The sequence below is a fragment of the Marinobacter sp. F3R08 genome, assembly GCF_018860425.1.
Classification (GTDB): domain Bacteria; phylum Pseudomonadota; class Gammaproteobacteria; order Pseudomonadales; family Oleiphilaceae; genus Marinobacter.
In genome coordinates this window covers 302,761-319,774 of sequence record NZ_JAHKPI010000020.1, presented here as the reverse complement: position 1 = coordinate 319,774, position 17,014 = coordinate 302,761, and the positions used below count along the sequence as shown (strand labels likewise).

Annotated in this window: 15 protein-coding genes; 4 read left to right on the top strand and 11 right to left on the bottom strand. The window is 59.3% G+C overall.

The features are described from left to right. Window position 1 precedes the first annotated feature (1 nt). From KO499_RS13800 to KO499_RS13790, 3 genes are read right to left on the bottom strand one after another with little or no spacing between them, the layout of a single operon-like run. Window positions 2-808, bottom strand: coding sequence for a substrate-binding domain-containing protein (locus tag KO499_RS13800; protein WP_215984331.1), 807 nt, complete (start codon window positions 806-808; stop codon window positions 2-4). A gap of 32 nt (window positions 809-840) precedes the next feature. Further along, window positions 841-1,581 carry an ATP-binding cassette domain-containing protein gene (locus KO499_RS13795; protein ID WP_215984330.1) on the bottom strand — a complete coding sequence of 247 codons (741 nt, stop codon included), beginning with the start codon at window positions 1,579-1,581 and terminating at the stop codon, window positions 841-843. Further along, window positions 1,578-2,276 carry an ABC transporter permease gene (locus KO499_RS13790; protein ID WP_215984329.1) on the bottom strand — a complete coding sequence of 233 codons (699 nt, stop codon included), beginning with the start codon at window positions 2,274-2,276 and terminating at the stop codon, window positions 1,578-1,580. The genes KO499_RS13795 and KO499_RS13790 overlap by 4 nt, the downstream gene beginning before the upstream one ends. 117 nt (window positions 2,277-2,393) lie before the next feature. Between KO499_RS13790 and KO499_RS13785 the strand changes: the two genes are divergently transcribed. The 3 genes from KO499_RS13785 to KO499_RS13775 all read left to right on the top strand — a co-directional run bounded on the left by KO499_RS13785 (window position 2,394) and on the right by KO499_RS13775 (window position 5,803). Further along, entirely contained in the window at window positions 2,394-3,278 is an 885-nt protein-coding gene (locus KO499_RS13785) for a helix-turn-helix transcriptional regulator (RefSeq protein ID WP_215984328.1), read from the top strand. Window positions 3,279-3,309: 31 nt separating this feature from the next. Beyond that, window positions 3,310-4,449, top strand: a complete 1,140-nt coding sequence (locus KO499_RS13780) for a putative sulfate/molybdate transporter (RefSeq protein WP_215984327.1) — start codon at window positions 3,310-3,312, stop codon at window positions 4,447-4,449. A gap of 286 nt (window positions 4,450-4,735) precedes the next feature. Continuing rightward, window positions 4,736-5,803, top strand: coding sequence for a BMP family ABC transporter substrate-binding protein (locus KO499_RS13775; protein ID WP_215984326.1), 1,068 nt, complete (start codon window positions 4,736-4,738; stop codon window positions 5,801-5,803). A 68-nt stretch (window positions 5,804-5,871) separates the two neighbouring features. Here KO499_RS13775 and KO499_RS13770 read toward each other — a convergent pair whose 3' ends face one another. Next, window positions 5,872-7,233, bottom strand: coding sequence for an amidohydrolase family protein (locus tag KO499_RS13770; protein ID WP_215984325.1), 1,362 nt, complete (start codon window positions 7,231-7,233; stop codon window positions 5,872-5,874). Between the two features lie 386 nt (window positions 7,234-7,619). Here KO499_RS13770 and KO499_RS13765 point away from each other — a divergent pair, with 386 nt between their 5' ends. After that, the gene (locus tag KO499_RS13765) at window positions 7,620-8,798 is read left to right on the top strand and encodes an isopenicillin N synthase family dioxygenase (protein WP_228339955.1); all 1,179 of its coding nucleotides are present in this window, start codon (window positions 7,620-7,622) and stop codon (window positions 8,796-8,798) included. Between the two features lie 63 nt (window positions 8,799-8,861). Here the strand turns inward: KO499_RS13765 and KO499_RS13760 are convergent, their stop codons facing one another. Genes KO499_RS13760 through xdhA form a run of 7 tightly spaced genes read right to left on the bottom strand, consistent with a single transcriptional unit; the run spans window position 8,862 to window position 16,951 of the window. Further along, window positions 8,862-10,064, bottom strand: coding sequence for a urate hydroxylase PuuD (locus KO499_RS13760; RefSeq protein ID WP_215984324.1), 1,203 nt, complete (start codon window positions 10,062-10,064; stop codon window positions 8,862-8,864). A gap of 3 nt (window positions 10,065-10,067) precedes the next feature. Next, entirely contained in the window at window positions 10,068-11,444 is a 1,377-nt protein-coding gene (gene guaD, locus KO499_RS13755; protein WP_215984323.1) for a guanine deaminase, read from the bottom strand. Further along, window positions 11,444-11,788, bottom strand: a complete 345-nt coding sequence (gene uraH, locus KO499_RS13750; RefSeq protein WP_215984322.1) for a hydroxyisourate hydrolase — start codon at window positions 11,786-11,788, stop codon at window positions 11,444-11,446. Before uraH ends, guaD begins: the two co-directional genes overlap by 1 nt. Further along, entirely contained in the window at window positions 11,785-12,285 is a 501-nt protein-coding gene (gene uraD, locus KO499_RS13745) for a 2-oxo-4-hydroxy-4-carboxy-5-ureidoimidazoline decarboxylase (protein WP_215984321.1), read from the bottom strand. Before uraD ends, uraH begins: the two co-directional genes overlap by 4 nt. Then, window positions 12,275-13,144, bottom strand: a complete 870-nt coding sequence (xdhC, locus tag KO499_RS13740) for a xanthine dehydrogenase accessory protein XdhC (protein WP_228339954.1) — start codon at window positions 13,142-13,144, stop codon at window positions 12,275-12,277. The genes uraD and xdhC overlap by 11 nt, the downstream gene beginning before the upstream one ends. Next, window positions 13,141-15,495 carry a xanthine dehydrogenase molybdopterin binding subunit gene (gene xdhB, locus KO499_RS13735; protein ID WP_215984320.1) on the bottom strand — a complete coding sequence of 785 codons (2,355 nt, stop codon included), beginning with the start codon at window positions 15,493-15,495 and terminating at the stop codon, window positions 13,141-13,143. The genes xdhC and xdhB overlap by 4 nt, the downstream gene beginning before the upstream one ends. After that, complete coding sequence (gene xdhA, locus KO499_RS13730; protein WP_215984319.1) at window positions 15,488-16,951, bottom strand: xanthine dehydrogenase small subunit; 1,464 nt, start codon at window positions 16,949-16,951, stop codon at window positions 15,488-15,490. The genes xdhB and xdhA overlap by 8 nt, the downstream gene beginning before the upstream one ends. Between the last annotated feature and the right edge of the window lie 63 nt (window positions 16,952-17,014).

Below are 17,014 nucleotides of genomic sequence, written 5' to 3'. Positions count from 1 at the left end.
ACTACTGCGCGTTCGGGAAAAACAGCTGTTGTCCGTCCACCTTGAAGTCAGCAATTGCCTGCTGGCCATCGTCAGACAGCAGCCAGTCATGCCATTTTTTAGCCAGCTCGTGCTTCAGATGCGGATGCTTCTCTTGGGACAGCAGCAAGCTCCCATACTGGTTGAACAGAACCTTGTCGCCTTCAAAGAGCAATTTGAGATTCTGGCGGTTTCCAAAGGCCACCCAGGTAGCGCGATCCGACATTACATAGGCATCCATGGCGGCGGCTGTGTTGAGTGTGGGACCCATACCGCTGCCGAGTTCCCGGTACCATTCGCCATCGGGCTCAACGCCGGCGTTTTTCCAGAGCCGCAATTCTGCGCGATTGGTGCCGCTGTCATCGCCCCTTGACGCAAACGGAGCTTCGGCCTCGGCGATCGCCGCGAAGGCTTCGGCAGCGTTCGTTGCTGCGCCGATATTGGCCGGATCATCAGCGGGGCCAATAAGCACGAAGTCGTTGTACATGACGTTGGCTCGCTCAGTGGCGAAGCCATTTTCAACAAAACGCTTCTCACCTGCGGTATCGTGTACCAAAAGGCTGTCGGCGTCGCCCCGGCGAGCGATTTCAAAGGCCTGGCCAGTGCCAACAGCCACCACCCGAACTTCGATACCGGTGCTGTCTTCGAACTTCGGCAATATGGATGCGAATAACCCGGAGTTTTCGGTCGATGTGGTTGAGGCCAGGGTGATATGGTCCTCGGCACAAGCACTGAATGCCAGGCCTATACTTGCTATACCCGCCAATACCAGGTTAAGCGTCTTTTTCATCTCGTTTTCTCCTATTGATTAGAAAAGCCGAACTACTCGACCAGTTCTCCTGCGATATACGCCTGTGCCTCTCGCGACACGGGCTTGTCAAAGAAGGTTTCTGAGGGTGTGTGCTCACGGAGGATTCCGCCTGACAGAAAAAGAACATCGGCAGCGAGGCGCCTGGCCTGGTGCAGGTCGTGGGTGGTCATCACGATACGCGTACCCCGCTGATGAAATTCCCGCACGGCCGCTTCTACGGCTTTGATGGCCGCCGGGTCGAGTGCAGCGGTGGGTTCGTCCAGGAACAGTACCTGGGGTGAAAGCACCCAGGCGCGTGCCAGTGCCAGACGCTGTTGTTCACCGCCGGAAAGTACGCGCGCTGGCGTGTTGCTGCGGGCGGTGAGGCCAAAACGCTCAAGGGCATCGTGTGCCAGTTTCGTGCGCATTTTCCGAGGCACGTTATTTACCGCGAGGGCATGAGTCAGATTGGCTGTGGCTGACCGGCGCAAGAGTACGGGGTGCTGAAATACCATGGCCTGGCGGGGGCAATGTTCGCCGGACCATGTGACCTGACCCCGAGTCGGGACCAGGAGGCCGTGAGCGAGGCGCAACAGGAGACTCTTGCCGGCGCCATTTGGACCCATCACGAGGGTAGGGCCAAGGCCTTCAAGGGTGAATGAGCAAGGGCCCAGCAGTACCTCGTTGCCTTTGCTGAACATGACGTCATCAAAGCACAGCGCCGGCGGTGAAAGGATGGACGACGCGAGTCGCGGAACCTGGAATGAGGTCATCCTACTCGCCTCCTGGTCAGTTCGCCTACCAGATATGCCCCGGCGTTAATGAGCATGACCAGCCCGAGCAGAACAATGCCCAGCCCCAGTGCCAGAGGCAGGTTGCCCTTGCCGGTTTCCAGTACGATGGAAGTCGTCATGACCCGAGTGACACCTTCAATATTGCCGCCAACCATCATCACAGCGCCTACCTCGGCACTGGCGCGGCCAAAGCCGGCAAGCAGAACGGTTAATAGTGCAAATCGGGCATCCCACAACAAGGTGGGCATCATTCGTGAGCGCGACATGCCAAGCGATACGAACTGCTCGCGGTATTCACCCAGGAGGTCTTCCACCTTCTGGCGTGAGAGCGCGGCCAGAATTGGCAGGACCAGCACCACCTGTGCAATGACCATGGCTCCGGGGGTAAACAGCAGGCCCCATTCTCCCAGGGGACCTGCCCGCGAGAGCAGCAAATACACCATCAGCCCGGCCACCACGGGAGGCAAGCCCATGAGCGCGTTAAGCACAACGATCATCCCGCCACGTCCGGGGAAGCGCCATAGGGCCACCGCAGCGCCCAGAGGAAAACCCAGCACCGCAGCAATCAGGACGGCGAGAAGCGAAACCTGTAATGAGAGCGCCACGATCCCGAAGAGTGAGGCGTCAAAATTGACCAGCAGCGACAGCGCCACATAAAACGCATTATTTTCCACAGACGCGTCTCCTTGATGTTGAGCATCGTGGCGTTTCTAGCTACGCTTTGCACAGCCTGTCGGAAAATATGCAGCAAAAAACAGCCTTGTGCTCTTCCCGCGTTGCAGGAGAAATTGATGTCCCTTCCCGCCTACCTCACCACGGCTGAAGCTGCCGAGTATTTGCGCCTGAAAGAGCGCAAGGTTTACGACCTGGTCAGTCAGGGTGTTATTCCCTGCGTTCGGGTAACGGGGAAGCTGTTGTTCCCGCGCCAACGCATTGATCTGTGGCTCATGAACCATCTGGAGGGCGACGATGCTGTGAGTTCGCCGATACCGCAGGTGCTGGCGGGCAGTCAGGACCCCCTGCTGGAGTGGGCAGTGAAAGAGAGCGGTGCCGAGCTGGCTCTGCTGTGCCAGGGAAGTGGTGATGGCGTACAGCGGCTGGTTGACCGGCGTGCGATGGTCGCTGGTATGCATATCTGGCATGCCGATAATCAGCGCTACAATGATCCGGTGACTCTCGGGTTGAGCGGCATGCGCGACCTGGTACTGATTCGCTGGGCAAAACGTCAACAGGGCCTGCTTCTGGCAGCCGATAATCCACACGGGCTAGTACGGCTTGAAGACATTGCGCGCCCTGGCATACGGGTTGCGCATCGCCAGCCGGATGCCGGTGTTAGCCATCTACTGCAGAGTCTGCTGGCAAACCACCGCATTGATGCCAGGCAACTTACGTGGGCCGCTCATCCGTCACTCAGTGAAGACGATCTCGCTTTGGCCATTCGCCAGGGCGAAGCGGATGTTGGTGTGGGCATAGAGGCTGCAGCGCGGCGCCAGGGACTGGCCTTTATCCCTTTGCAGCAGGAGCACTTTGATCTGGCCATGCGCCGGCGGCACTACTTTGAGAGGGCCATACAACGTCTGCTCGCGTTTGCTGCCAGCGAACGCTTTGCCCAGCGCGCCGAGGCGCTGGGCGGGTACGATATCAGTGATCTGGGCAGCGTTATCTACAATGCGTGAATAGCGCCCATAGTAAAAAACAGGCGGAATAATGACGTCTTCAGTACCAAAAACGCTGATAAGGGATGCCGGCGGAGCACTAGGTGATCTTGGCACCCTGATTCCTCTGGGGCTGGGGGCTATCGGGTTGGCGGGTCTGGCGCCAACACCGGTCCTGCTGGGATTCGCCCTGTTCTACATTGCAACCGGGCTGTATTACCGACTGCCTGTACCGGTTCAGCCCATGAAGGCAATTGCGGCATTGTTGCTGACCACCCAGGTGACATCGCAGAGCCTGGTGGCCAGTGGTGTCCTCATCGGGGCAATCCTTCTGGTGCTGGGACTGACTGGCTGGATCAACGGTGCGGCCCGTCTGATCCCTCGCTCGGTGTTAAGCGGCCTTCAGTTGGGCCTGGGACTGATGCTGGCTCAGATGAGTCTCGGTTTAATGGCCACCTCACTACCCCTGGGTATTGTCACCCTGGCGATTCTGGCGATTACCCTGAAACTTGTGCCGAACTGGCCGGCGGCGCTGACAGGGCTTGTTGGGGCTATCGCATTGGGTCTGGTGCTGGGGGCACCCGGGCTCATGCTTCCGGTTGCCGATCCCGTTGTTTTTTCATGGTCCGGGTTCCCGGGCGTTGATGACTGGAAACAAGCGTTTTCTTCGCTGGTGTTACCCCAGTTGGCCCTGACGCTGACCAATGCCGTTGTGCTGACGGCATTGGTGGTTGGCGATTACTTCGGCCAGCCATCGAATCGTGTCACGCCGGCCGGGTTGTCGATTTCCTCCGGACTGGCCAACCTCTTTCTGGTGCCTCTTGGCGCTCTGCCTATGTGTCATGGCGCAGGTGGTGTGGCTGCGCATCACCGCTTCGGGGCCCGCACAGGCATGGCACCGATCCTGCTCGGAACAGGTTTGATCCTGGTCGCTCTTGTGCCCGGTGGTCTTGCGATGATTGCGGCCATTCCAATAGCCGGTCTGGGGGCTCTGTTATTTGTGACGGCTGCCGAGCTGGCTTTGTCCCGGCGCCTGTGGAAGGCCAAACCGTCGTGCTGGCCTGTCATAGTGATCACTGCATTGATCACCGTGTGGGTTGATCCATTTTTCGGATTGCTGGCGGGTGTCGCTTCTGAGACGCTTCGGGCCGCGTGGCTCCGGAGGGCCGGTGACGGTTCTCTTCAGGATTAGCGAAGCCTCCCGGGTCACAACACGATTGCGCGTATTCGGTGATGTTCGCAGGTGACAGCATCCTCCTGGTTGTCCCCGGAACAAAATGAATCGAGCTGGTGCAACCGAGGCTCGTGGACCCAAATTGGTGCTTTTACTGGAAAACCTTAGAAAGCCGGGCAGTAAAAAGCACGCGTAATCAATGCTGTAAAAAACCTGAGCAATTGGCCAGCTTTTTGCTGGGTTTTCCGTCTGGTAAACGATCCAAACGAAAAGCACAACGAGCCAAACACTCAGGAGAGTATCCATGAAACTGAAATCGAGCCTGGTACTTGCTGCCACACTCAGTCTGTCCATGCCCGTCATGGCAGAAGACCCGATGAAAGTGGGCTTTGTCTATGTAGGCCCCATCGGGGACCACGGCTGGAGCTATCAACATGATCAGGGACGTCTTGCGCTTGAAGAACACTTCGGAGACAAGGTCGATACCACGTATGTTGAAAACGTCAGTGAGGGCGCCGACGCAGAACGGACCATCCGCCGTCTGGCCCAGGCCGGCAATGATGTGATCTTTACAACCTCCTTCGGGTTCATGAACCCGACAGCCCGGGTTGCGAAGGAGTTTCCGGATATCACCTTCCTGCACGCAACTGGCTACAAACAGGCAGAAAATCTGGGTACCTATCTGTCAGTTACCTACGAGGGTCGTTATGCGACCGGCACGGCTGCCGGCCTGGTCACTGAAACCGACACCCTGGGCTACATTGCCTCTTTCCCGATTCCTGAAGTGATTCGAGATATCAACGCAGTCTATCTTGGCGCCAAGGAAGTAAACCCGGATATCGAGCTCAAGGTGGTTTGGGTGAACACCTGGTTTGATCCGGCCAAAGAGGCGGATGCCGCCAATGCCCTGATGGATCAGGGGGTGGACGTGCTTGTCCAGCATACCGATAGCCCGGCGCCGCTGATCGCGGCAGACAAGCGAGGCAAGTGGGGTGTCGGTCAGGCTTCCGATATGCGCAAGTTTGGTGGCGATGCGCATCTGCTGTCCGTGGTCAACGACTGGGGCCCGTACTACATCGACACGGTGCAGTCGGTTATGGATGGTTCATGGGAACCAGCCGATTATTGGGGCGGTATCTCTGAAGATATTATCCAGGTTGTTGGCATCTCCGACCGTCTGACGGAAGAGCAGCGAACCAAGGTTGAATCGGTAATTGATGCCATCGACAAAGGCGAGTTCCATCCGTTCACTGGTCCTCTGAAAGACCAGTCCGGCGAGCTTCGGGTGCCTGAAGGCGTGACCATGACCAAAGAAGAGCTGGCGACGATGGACTGGTACGTTGAAGGAATGACTGCGACGCTTCCGGAGTAAACGGGGGCGCTTCACAAAAAAACCGGCGGGTGCCTAACCCGCCGGTTTTTTTTGATTCCCGGCCAGAATCAGCCGTTATCGAGGAGTTGCAGGACGCTTTCCTGCACGTTCCGGGTTAACTCGGCCTCGTCCAGGCCGCAAATCTGCCCATCGTTCACGATGCGCCGGCCCTGCACAAAACTGTCTCTGACGTGCACCGGCTCACCACACATGAGTGGTGACATCAAAGGAACGTGTACCCCTGCGAATCGGGGTTTGTCGATATCATACAACACCAAGTCCGCCGCTTTTCCAACGGCCAGGCGACCGGTATTCTCCAGGCCAAGAAGGTCTGCGCCACCCTGGCTTCCCCACTCAAGAACCTGTTCCAGTGTTGTAGCATCAGGGCCGTTCTGAGCCCGGTGAATCAGCCAGGTCAGGTTCAGTTCCTGCAGCATCGATCCGGATTCGGCAGAGGCCGAACCGTCTACTCCCAGGGAAATGGGCACACCCGCTTCCGCCATCCGGATTACCGGCGCTATCCCGCTGCCAAGGCGGCAGTTTGAGGTGGGACAATGGGCGATGCCGGTCCCGGTGGCGGCAAGCCGCTCGATGGCGTGGGTGTCACTGTGGACCAGGTGCGCGTACCAGACGTCCTGTCCCAGCCAGCCGCAGGATTCCGCATAATCGATCGCGCTCTGACCATATCTCTGATGGGCCTGGATCTCGTCGAAGTCCACCTCCAGCAAGTGCGAGTGCATTCTCAATTTGTTTTCCCGTGCCCACTGCGCCTGAGCTTTCAGACCTTCCGGTGAACTGGAGTGGATCAGGCTTGTTGGCGCCACAACCAGTTTTTTCATGGCGTCGGGCCCGGTCTGATGATGTTTTTTTCGGGTTGTGTCGAGACGCTCAATGATCTGGTCGATGCTTTCCGGCTCGATCCTGTGTTCTATCATGCCTTCATGGGAGCCGGTTTCCGTGGCACTGCCCCGGCACAGAACCATCCGGATGCCAAGCTCCTCGGCTGCCTGCCAGACGGCGTCTTCCAGCTCCGGGCTGGTGGTGCTGTGATAAAGGTAATGGTGATCGGCGCAGGTGGTGGCGCCGGAACGGATCAGTTCATACAGTCCCAGGCGAGCGGCATGGTACATAAGTTCTGGCGTCACTTTCGGCCAGAAGCGGTAGGGTACGCTGCTGAGCCAGCCTCCAAGATCCTGATTCAGCCCTTCCGGTACGCCTTTCATGATGGACTGGGCAAGGTGATGGTGAGTGTTTACCAACCCGGGCCAGACCACACAGCCAGACGCATCAATGACGGTTTCCGGATCCTCCGGTGTGGGAGCCAGGGCGTTACCCAGCTCGGTAATGTATCCACCCCGGATGCGCAGGTCCCGGGCATCCGGAAACCCGGTAGACGCGACTGCGACGGCGTTCTTGATAAGGTAGTTCAATGGTTGCTCCTCTTGGTGTTCAAGAGCAATGTCCCGAGGTGTTGCCGGTATCGCGCGTTCCTCTGACCGCTTCTACTCTTCTGAATGATGGTTACCCTGGACTGCAATGCAAGATTGCGTCCATTTGCTGACCGGTTGGTCAGAGAAGGAGGCTGGCTCACTGGCGGCGGTTTTTGTGCGCCTTTCTGGTGCGCAACATCCGAAGGCTGCACTTGAATGGTTCTCCTGAAGCCTGCCCTGATACGTCGTGCAGGCCCAAGCCCCTGAATTTCAAAGCGGTTGCAGAGACAGTCGTATGGCACAAATGCTGCTTCTTTTTGCATGGCAGGTCAGATTCCTTAGGGGATAGCCTGCGAGTCTGAGTAGAAGCAGTCAGGAATCGCCAGATGAGCGAATTCGGGTCATTGCTCAGTCGTCGACCGGAAGTGCCTGCAGGCGCGGTTGGCGGCGATGGCCATGTACTGCCTCCCGCATTTCCGCCCTGTTTGCCTCCGGAAACCGATCCATTTATTGACGATATGCCGGGAGGTACAATGACTCACACTGCAGAAAAATACGCGCTGAAAGAACTGAACCTGGAAACGACCTTTGGAGGTATGGGCCGGGAGGTTGAAGGGGACATACCCGTTATCGATCTGTCCGACTTTGAGCGCCGCCGGGAAGAGATTACCGATCAGCTTTGGCAAGCCGCCACCGACGTGGGTTTTTTCCAGCTGTCCAATCATGGGCTTGAACTTGATCTGATCAAGCAGGCTTTCGCTTTGTCCGAGCGATTTTTTGCGTTGCCTGAAAGCAGCAAGCAACAGTATCCGCTGAAAAAAGGGCTGAATTCCGGTTGGGAGTTCAGGTCACAGGTACGGCCGTCCACTGGAACGGCGGATGAGAAAGAGTCGTTCCAGATTACCCTTCCACACATGGATGATCTCTGGCCGAACCAGACGGTGGTGCCGGAATTCAGCCGGGTGATGCTGGATTTCGAGAACCGCGCCTGGCAGCTGGGTATGACCGTGCTGTCGTGTTTTGCCGAGCGTCTCGGGTTTGAGCGGGACTTCTTTACCCGGGCCCATGATCGCCGTCTGGAAGATTATCAGAGCACACTCCGGTTGCTGCACTATTTGCCCCTGGCCGACGACGCTCGCCTGGATGAATCCATCTGGCGCGCCGGGGCCCATACCGATTTTGATTGCCTGACCATGGTGTTTCAGCAGGAAGGTCAGGGTGGCCTGCAGGTTAGCCCGGGCAAAGACGCCGAGGGCAAGGGCGATGACCGGGAGTGGTTCACTGTGACACCGAAAGAGGACCGGATAACCTGCAATATCGGCGACATGCTGATGCGCTGGAGCGATGACCGCCTGAAGTCGACCCTGCACAGGGTCAGGATGCCGAAAGAAGGCGACTACAAGGGGCCTCGTTACAGCATGGCGTTCTTCTGTCAGGCGAACAAAGAGCAGATTATTCAGGGGCCGGAAAAGAAATACCCGCCGATCTCTGCACGGGACTATCTGTTGCAGCGGATCCAGGCCAACTTTGATGCTGCAGAGAAGGCGGCCGAAGCCCGGAAGTGATCGGGATAGAAGGTCCCAAACCAAAAAGGGCCTCCTGCGGGAGGCCCTTTTTTCAGGGAAATGTCAGGGTTGGTTGTGCTGCAACCATTGCCCCAGTTGCTGGCGTTCCTCGTCCGTCATGCCGGTCAGGTTGCCCAGGGGCATGTAGTGAGAATCGACCGCTACCTGGCGTACCTTGTCGGCGTGCATGGCCAGCAGCGACAGGTTCTCCAGTTTGATGCCCGCTGGCGGCGCCTGAAAGGCCGGATGGCCGGGGCTGGTGGCATGACAGGCCACACAGTGGGTGTTGATGAGAGCGGTTGCGACCTCATCACTGACCTCCGGGTGGTCTGCCGTATCCAGCGTGGTTGCCGGGGCAGGGGCCACAAGCCAGATCAGGGCAACGGTGAGCACGGCGGCGACCGCCAGTATCCAGGGCTGGTTGATATCCCTGTGACGGAGGTTGAAGTAATGCCGGGCGAAGGCCGTGATGAACCCGATGGCCGCCAGGATTGCCCACCCGTGGGGATTTCCATACAGCAGCGGGTAGTGGTTGCTGATCATGATGAAGATGATCGGCAGCGTCAGGTAGTTGTTGTGGGTCGAGCGCAGCTTGGCGAGCATGGCCAGGCGTGCGACCTTTTCGTTGGCTTCTTCGCCTGCCCGGACTGAGGCGACCAGCGCCCGCTGTGAGGGAATAATGCCAAGAAAGACGTTCGCCACCATGATGGTGCCGATCACCGCCCCGACGTGGATAAACGCGCCCCGGCCTGAGAACACCTGAAACAGACCCCAGTCGACGAGAACCAGAATGCCGAACAGAATCAGCGCAAACGCCTTGCCTTTGTCAGCAAGAGGGCTTCGAATCAGGGTCTCGTAGATGGCAAGGACCACGGCAATGGTGCCGAGGCCAATTGCGATGGCGGCACCGGTACTGAGATCGGCCTTGGCCGGATCGATCAGGTAACCGGGAGAGCCCATGTAGTAAACAACAAACAACAGGGCCAGACCGCTGAGCAGGGTTGAATAGGCTTCCCATTTGAACCAGTGCAGTTCCCGTGGCATTTCCTTCGGCCCCAGTCTGTACTTGGCGATCTCATAAAAACCACCGCCGTGAATGGCCCACAGGTCGCCCTTGATGCCCTCTTTTTTCTTCCATTCCGGTGGTTCCCGCAGGTGATTGTCCAGCCAGATGAAGTAAAACGATGCGCCGATCCAGGCAACGCCTGCGATAACGTGAAACCAGCGGACCAGAAGGGACAACCATTCGCTGAGGTAGGCTTCCATGGCTCAGGCTCCTTGCGTGAGGTAGGTGGTGGCAGCGTCAGTTCCTGCTGCCTGGTGGCGTAGTTCACCGGCCACGATGGTGGCGGTGATGGCCCGGTCGTCCCCCAGAATCATCAGATTGAAGAGGGTTTCGAAGGGCGTGTGTGTGAATTGCTGCTTCATGGCCAGCTGAGGTGTTCCTCCCGGATCAAGGACGACGAAGTCGGCATGGCGCCCGGGTTGGAAACTGCCGGTCTGCTGGTCCTGATGCAGGACCCGGGCATTGCCGAGTGTGGCTAGGTAGAACGCCTGCCAGGGCGTCAGGGGCTGGCCGCGAAGCCGACAAACCTTGTAGGCCTCGGCCATGGTAGCGAGCATCGACAGGCTGGTGCCTCCGCCAACATCAGAGGCAAGACCGACCGAAACCCCGGCTTCGCGGGCTTCCCGGAAGTCGAACAGTCCGCTGCCCAGAAAGGTATTTGAGGTGGGGCAGAAAGCGATGCGGGTGCCTGTCTCGGACAGTCGTTTGCGGTCGACATCATCGATGTGAATGCCGTGAGCCAAAACGGTGTGATCGCCCAGGAGGCCGTAGTGATCGTAGACATCCAGATAGCTGGAACGCTCCGGGAAGAGTTCCCGGATCCACTGGATTTCGCCGGTGTTCTCCGCCCAGTGTGTCTGCACCATGACATCCGGATGCTCAGCGGCCAGCTTGCCGGCAAGTGACAGCTGTTCCGGCGTCGACGTGGCGGCAAACCGGGGAGTGATTGCGTATCGTTGCCGTCCGCGCTTGTGCCAGGTTTCCAACAGCGCCAGGCTGTCGTCGTAGCTGCCCTGGGCGGTATCCGTGAGGTTCTCGGGGGCATGGCGATCCATCATGGCCTTGCCAGCGGTCAGAGCCATTCCCCGTTGCTCTGCCGCCTCGAACAGAGCATGCACCGATTCCGGGTGGGAGGTGCAGAACACCAGCCCGGAGGTGGTGCCGTAGCGCAGCAGCAGGTCGGTAAACCGGTTGGCTTCAGACCGGGCCCAGTCGATATCGCTGAATCGGGCTTCGTGGGGAAAGGTGTAGGTTTCCAGCCAGTCCAGCAACTGGGCACCGTAACTGGCCATAACCCCCAGCTGGGGCATGTGCACGTGAGTGTCGATAAACCCCGGCAAGAGCAGCTTGCCCTTCCAGTGGGTTACTTTGGTGCCTTCAGGCAACCGGTGCAGCCATTCGCTGGCGTCACCGGCTGCCAGCACCTTGCCCTGGTGCACAATCAGGAGGCCGTCTTCAAAGAAGGCCACGCTGCCTACCGCCGGCTCCAGTTCATTGCCCGGGTCCTCCAGGAAATGGAGCACCGTGCCCCGGTGAGCCTCGCAGCCTGCAGGAAGGTGTGGATCTGTCACTGTGCTCATCAGCTACCCCGATACGTTGAGTAGCCCCACTGGTTCAGCAGCAGGGGAACGTGGTAGTGGGCGTCCGGATCGCTGACGCGGAAATCCAGGCAGACCTCGGGGAAAAAGGTGTCCATTCCCCGGCCCTGATACCAGTCGCCGGTTGCAAACCGGAGCTGATAGTGGCCGGCTTCAAGAGTGCTATCGAACCAGTTGATCACGCGGCCATCGGCATCGGTCGTCCCGCTGGCAATGGCCGTTTGATCCTGGCCATCAACCCGGTAGAGGCTGACCGCTACACCGGCGGCAGGCTGGCCGCTGCCGAGATCAAGAATGTGAGTCGTTATGGGGCTTTTGGCGCTCATAGCAGTTTCTCCAGTCGCAATTCGGTAATCCTGGCCTGTTCTCTGGCCGCGTTCTCAAGTTCTTCGGCGCGGCTGTTGGGCAGGCGGGCTTCGAGCAGTTCCAGCATTTCGCTGGCGGACTTGCCGGAAGCGCAGACGATGAAAATGAAACCAAACCTGGCCAGGTAGGTATCGTTACCGGCCTTCAGGCGTTGCAGAATGTCCTCGGACGCTGTGCTGGCGCCGGCCTGTTCGCCACTGGCCAGGGCTTTTGTGCTGGCGTACTTTGCGCGCAGGCTGTCGACGTCTCCGATCTTTGGGTGGGCTTCAAAGGCGTCGAGCCAGTCTTGCTCGGTCAGTTCTGACCAGAGTTCATGGCTGCGGGCGAGCAGGGCTTCGGCACTGGCGTAGGGGCGGGCGTCGAGCATGCCCTGAATCCAGGGCTTCGCCGCGCAGCAATCCCGGAACCGGGCTTCGGCTTCGTCATGGTGCAGGGCGTTGAGTGTTTCAATGGTCATTCGTTGTCTCTTTCGCATCGGTGTTCTGAATCAGGCCCCGCAGTTGTTGCCAGGGCAGGCCCCGTCGGGCGGAGGCTGTCTGCCGAGGTGTGGTCAGGGCCAGCAGTTCGGCACTGATCGAAACGGCGACTTCCATCGGCCGTTTACCGGGGACATCGGGGTGGCCAACGGGGCAGCGGAGGGAATTGATGGCATCGGCACTGAAACCCCGGTGGTCCAGACGCTTGCGGAACCGATCGGCCTTGGTGTCGGAACCGATCAGGCCCAGGCTTGCGCAATCGCCGGCGGTGAGCAGCGCGCGGCAGAGATCAAAGTCCAGCTGGTGGTTGTGGGTCAGGATCAGAACCTGTTTGCCGGAGCACAGATCGGGTGCATCACTGACGGGATCATCGGAATGATGAATATGGACATTGGCTGGTACGTCGGATGGAAACTGATCCAAACGTTCGTCCACCCAGGTGATTCGCCAGGGTAACTCGGCCAGGATGGTGACCAGTGCCTTGGCGACGTGGCCGGCACCGAACAGCACCAGTTCCTGCTCAGACCCCGGCTGCGCTTCCAGCAGCACCGACACGCTGCCGCCGCAACACTGCCCCAGGCTGGCGCCAAGCGGGAAGTGCGCCAGATCGCTGGTATAGTCCCGACGGGCGAGCCTTTCCCGGGCCTGCTGGCAAACCCGGTACTCCAGGTGCCCGCCGCCAATAGTGTCGTAACTGTGTTCACCGGTGACCACCATCTTGCTGGCGGGCTCCCGGGGAACCGATCCGGTCACGCCCAGCACCGAAATCAGGACGTAGGGCTCACCCCTCGCTTCGCAGTCTGCAACGGCCTGATACCAGAGCTTTCGACGTCCCATCATGAGGCCTCCTGTTGCTTGCCGGCCCAGGCCTGGCTTGCAGTGACGGCATTCAGCACGCGCTCCGGTGTGGCGGGCGTGTCCAGGGGCGGGCTGAAGCGATAGTCGGTGAGGCTGGAGACCGCATCACGCAGGGCGCTCCAGACGGCAATGCCGAGCATCAGTGGCGGTTCCCCGACGGCTTTGGAATGAAAAATCGTGGCTTCACGATTCGGACTGTCGGGCAGCAGAGTCACCCTCAGATCCGGGGGACAGTCCGAGACCGCTGGAATCTTGTAGGTGGCGGGACCGGTTGTCAGTAGTTGGCCGTCATCGCTGTAGACCAGTTCTTCGGTGGTCAGCCAGCCCATCCCCTGGACGAATCCGCCTTCGATCTGGCCAATGTCGATATCGGGATTCAGGGAGCGTCCGGCATCAAACAGGATGTCGGTGCGAAGGACCCGGTACTCGCCAGTCAGGGTGTCGACCACCACTTCGGAGCAGGCGGCGCAGTTCGAGTAATACAGGAACGGATGCCCCTTTCCGCTTTTCGGGTCATAGTGGATCTTGGGTGTGGCATAGAAACCGGAGGAGGACAGCGGTACCCGGTTCATATAGGCCGCCTGGACAAAGGTTTCCCAGGGCATTTCCAGATCGCCGATCTGCACCTGGTTATCCGAGAACCGGATAGCGTCTGGCGAGACCGACCAGTTCCGGGCAGCAAACCCGGTCAGGCCTGCGAGAATCTTTTCACAGGCGTCCAGTGCCGCCATGCCGTTCAGATCGGAGCCGGACGAGGCGGCGGTTGGCGAGGTGTTGGGCACCTTGTCGGTGCGTGTGGCCGACACTTTGACGCGCTCCAGATCGACCTGGAAGGCGGACGCAACCACCTGTGCCACCTTGATATAGAGCCCCTGGCCCATCTCGGTACCGCCGTGATTTACATGAATGCTGCCATCGGTATAGATATGAACCAGAGCGCCCGCCTGGTTCAGGTGCTGGGCAGTGAAGGAAATGCCGAATTTCACTGGCGTCAGTGCCAGGCCGCGTTTGAGTACCGGGCTGGACTGATTGAAGCGGGTGATGTCCGAACGCCGCTCCCGATAGTCTGAACTGGCTTCCAGCTTTGCCAGAAGTTCTGGAAGTACATGTTGCTCGATGGTCTGGTCGTAATGGGTGACGTCCCGTCCGGGGCGATACAGGTTGCGCTTACGGATATCCAGCGGATCCTGGCCCAGATGGCGGGCAATATCATCCATCGCCTGTTCGATGATCATCATGCCCTGTGGTCCGCCAAAACCCCGGAATGCGGTGTTCGAAACGGTGTGGGTCTTGCAGCGGTGGCCGGTGACCCGGGCCTGATCCAGATAATAGGCGTTATCGGCGTGGAACATGGCACGATCAACGATGGCATCGGACAGGTCCGGTGAGTAACCGCAACGGCCGGCTACCATGATGTTGGCTCCCAGGATCAGGCCCTCATCATCAAAACCGATGTCATAGGTGTTGAAAAAGTCATGCCGTTTGCCGGTCTGGATCATGTCGTCGGGGCGTGACAGACGGTACTTCACCGGTCGGCCGGTTGCATTGGCCAGCAGGGCTGCAACGCAGGCGACCGGAGCTGCCTGGGTCTCTTTCCCGCCGAAGCCGCCGCCCATCCTCCGGACCTCGGTCTGAACCTCGTGAATGGGCAGCCCCAATACCTCAGCGACCAGTTTCTGTACCTCGGAAGGGTGCTGGCTGGAGGTGTGAACGAACATACCGCGGTCTTCGGTGGGTTCTGCCAGACAGGCCTGGCCCTCCAGGTAGAAGTGCTCCTGTCCACCGACGACCTGTTCGCCGGTCAGTCGGTGAGGTGCCTCGGAGAGTGCTTGATCCGGGTTGCCCCGGACCTGGGTCTGACTCGGGCGGACGAACAGTTCTTTGTCCAGGGCCTGATTGACGGTAATGACGGCGTCCAGAGGTTCGTATTGCACCTTCGCCAGCTTCGCTGCCTTGCGTGCAGCTTCGTGGGAGGTTGCAGCGACGGCGAACAGGGGCTGTCCGATAAATTCCACAATGTCATCCGCAAGTACCAGATCACCGGGAAACACCGGGCCGATGTCGATATGGCCCGGTACATCGCCGGCAGTAATCACGGCAACGACCCCGGGATATGCGCGGACAGCCTCCAGATCCATGGACAGTATCCGGGCATGGGCCTGTTGGCTGTGGCCGACCGCCGCATGCAGGATGCCTTCCGGCATGGGTAGGTCGTCAATGTAGCGGGCCTGACCACTGACGTGTTTCCAGGCGCTGTCGTGCCTGGCGCTGTGTCCGGCCAGCCCCTGGGCAGTGTGGGCGGGCGTGGGTGTGTTCAGGGGCAGTTTACGCATAGTCGGTCACCGTCAGTTGCTCGCGTGGAAGTGAGTCCGAAGACAGCCAGGCGCGGCGCAACAGATTGCCGGCAACCTGAAGCCGGTAAGAGGCCGAGGCCCGGACATCACTCAGGGGTGAAAAGTCGCTGCCAAGGGCATTCATCGCAGCGGCCACGCTGTGGTCATTCCAGGGTTGCCCCCTGAGCGTCGTTTCCGTCTTCAGTGCCCTGGCGGGCGTGGCAGCCATGCCACCGAAGGCCAGACGGCAGTCACTGACCACACCGTCGGTTATGGTCAGCCGGAAGGCGCCCAGAACGGCAGAGATATCATCGTCCAATCGCTTTGAAACCTTGTAGATGTGCAGGGTCTCGTTGGTTTTTGGTGCGGGAATCCGTACAGAGTGAAGGAATTCGCCCGACTTCAGGGCCGTCTTTTTATAGCCCAGGAAAAACTCTTCTGCGGGCATCGAGCGTTGTCCGTCCGGGCCATCCAGCACCAGGATGGCATTGAGTGCGATCAGCGGTGGCGGCATGTCGCCGATGGGCGAAGCGTTGGCAATGTTGCCACCCAGGGTGCCCCGGTTGCGGATCTGCAGTGACCCGAGGCGCTCGAGCATAGGGTCAAACGCTGGCCAAAGCTCGCACAATGAGGCCCGGAATGCCTGGTAAGTGGTGGCCGCACCGATCACCAGTTCGTCGCCCTCCAGAACACAGCCTTTCAGCTCCGGAATACGCTCCACACTGACAAGATGATCGAGGGAGGCCAGTTGCTGGGTAATTTCCAGTGCCAGATCCGTGCTGCCGGCAACCAGCCTGGACTCGGGATAGGCGCGGCGCAACGAACGCAGGTCCTCAAGGGAGACCGGCGCGTCGTACCGGGCACCTCCGGCTGCTTTGATGGTGATGTTGTTCTGGTGAATCCGGCTCAGGGCAGATTCCGACGATCCGGGGGCCATTCCAGCGGCCGGGTGCTCAGTATCCGGTGTCCATTCTTTCACCATGGCATCCTGTCCGGCCTCTATGATCGGACGGTAGCCGGTACAGCGACAGAGATTGCCGGACAGGGCCTCAAGAATCTGTTCATGGCTGACCGTGCCGTCCTTGCGATTGGCATGCAGGGCCGTCAGCGACATCACGATGCCGGGCGTGCAAAAACCGCACTGGGCACCGTGCTTTTCCATCATGCCCTGCTGGACTGGATGGCGTGGTTCCTGCTGGAAGGCTTCGACAGTAATCAGTTCTTTGCCATGAAGGCTTCCCAGCAACGTGATGCAACTGTTGACTGCGTCGTAATGGGTGCGGCCATCCTGGTCAGCGGTTCCGGTAATGACCGTGCAGGCACCGCAGTCGCCGGAGGCGCAGCCTTCTTTGGTGCCGGTAAGGCGCATTTTGGTGCGTAACCATTCCAGGATGCTCAAATTTGGGTCGAACTGGTCAACTTTTTCAATTCGGCCGTTCAGAAGAAATTCGATCACGGTTCTCTCCGCTAGCAGGCTATTTGCGGTATTTCGCGGCACCCCATTCCTCTGTTGAGGCGG